At 64.9% G+C, this 2,201-nt stretch carries 1 protein-coding gene; it reads left to right on the top strand.

Annotation, left to right across the window (positions count from 1 at the left end):
* Positions 1 to 34: 34 nt before the first annotated feature.
* Positions 35 to 2,201: RHS repeat-associated core domain-containing protein (locus AC1D01_RS31220; RefSeq protein WP_477873370.1), on the top strand; the 2,167-nt coding region annotated here is incomplete at its 3' end.

Genomic DNA, 2,201 nt, shown 5'->3' with positions numbered 1-2,201 from the left:
GTACAGCAGCACCTGGACCTACGACAACTGCGCGATGGGCATCGGCAAGCTGTGCGCGACGAGCGCCAGCACCGACATGAGCCAGCAGTGGGTGTACGACAGCCTGGGCCGGCTGGTCAGTAACCGCACGACCGTGGCGAACGGGCCGAGTTTTGCGAGCGCGCTGAGCTACGACGCGAACGGCCGGCAGGCGACGCAGACGTGGCCGACCGGGCTGACGGTGAACTATGGGTACACGCCGAAGGGATTCCTCGGCAGCGTGTCGCTCGCGACGGCGGTGACGGTGAACCCGCTGCCCGCCACGCCGGGCGGTACGCCGGGTGCGAGCATCGCGCTGCCGGCGGGCACGGTGCTGTGGCAGGCACAGGCCTACAACGCATGGGATCACCTTGAGCAGCAGCGCTACAGCAATGCGGTGGTGAGCAAGTCGGGCTATGAAGCCGCGACGGGCCGCGCGAGCAGCCTGACGACGGGCAAGGGCAACGCCACCGACGTGCTGAACCACGGCTATGTGTGGGACAGCCTGGGCCGGTTGACGAACCGCAACGATTCGAATGGGGATGGCGCTACCGGCGCGGTGACGGAGAACTTCGAGCACGACGCGCTCGGCCGGCTGCAGCGCTACACGGTGGCCGCTCCTGCGATCAGTGGGCTGGTCCGGACTGTCAGCCTGCAATACAACGCGCTGGGCAGCATCCTCTACAAGAGCGATGTGGGGGCGTACAGCTATGGCGCGCAGGGGGCCAATTCCGTTCGACCTCATGCCGTTCAATCGATCGAAGGCGCAGCCGCCAACACCTACGGCTTCGACGCGAACGGGAACATCGCGAGTGCGACAGCGGGCAAGTACCGCGGCATCACCTACACCGGCTTCAACCTRCCGGACAGCCAAGCMGGCGTGCAAGGGCCKKCAGGYGGCCCGAGCTACGTGTGGAACTACGACGAGGACCAYGCGCGCATYCGCGAGGTGCGRACGATTCCGAGYGGCACGAACGCCGGWACSCGSACCACGTGGTACCTGCATCCGGACAACACCGGAGGSCTGGCCTTCGAGAGCGAGGTCAATGCGCCGACGAGCCCGAGTACCGCGAACCCGGCGGTCACAAGCAACCGCCACTACCTGAGCGCAGGCGGCCAGAGCCTCGGCGTGCTGGTCACCACCGGAGCGCTGCCKGCACTCGGYGCTTCGCAGACCGCACCGCCCGTGCAGTCGAGCCTGAGCGCMGTGAAGCTGGAGTACTGGCACAAGGACCACCTGGGCAGCATCGCAGCGACGACGGACCACAACGGCGACGTGACGGCCCGCGACGCGTACGACCCGTTCGGCAAGCGGCGCTTCGCGAACGGCAACTACGACACCGCGGGCACGCTGGTGATCGACTGGAGCCCCGCMRTCAACAGYGGCACGGACCGCGGYTTCACCGGCCACGAGCAGCTCGATGACATCGGGCTGACGCACATGAATGGCCGGCTGTACGACGCCACCATCGGTCGCTTCCTGTCGGTGGACCAGCTCGTCAGCGATCCGTCGGACCTGCAGGCCTACAACCGCTACAGCTAYGTGCGCAACGATCCGCTGGCGMGSACGGACCCGAGCGGGTGGTCGGATCTGAAGGAGAGCAAGACCCCGTACCTGCAGACCATCTGCCATCCGAGCTGTGATGGCGTCACTGTGAATCCGTCGGGGAGTGTTTCAGCAACGCCGGAATCGACGGTCAAGACGACGGAGCAGAAGACGTCTGGAGGCGGTGCGACACCTTCGGGGTCCAATGGCTCGTCACTGACGAACCAGGTCGCCAAGATCGTTGCTGGCGTCCGGAGTTTCTTGACGCCAGTCGACTACAGCCTGTCGTCCGATGACGATCTGGCGAAGATTGGATACGGCAATTCAGCAGCCAATCGCGAGAAGGTGCGGAGAGCGGAGGCGCGAGGGGAGGTGCCCTATTCCATGGGTGGGGCATTGGCCGATTTGGCGGATGCCGACTCCCGGGTGATCCCGGTGCAGTCTAGCGGCCTGAGGTTGGTGATGTCCGGTGCAAGAATGCTGGCGTCGGGGAAGGTTGCGGGCGAGGAGGCTGGGGCAGGGATCGCTTTAGGCAACGATGTGGTTCGAGTTCGCCACTACACCAATAGAAAAGGATCGGAAAATATTGAGCGAGATGGGGTTATTCTTGCCCAAGATAACAATAGGGTATATGTAG

This window comes from Rhizobacter sp. P3_B12 (assembly GCF_056402895.1).
Note: the sequence above shows the minus strand (reverse complement) of the source record. Positions and strands in the feature narration are given on the sequence as shown.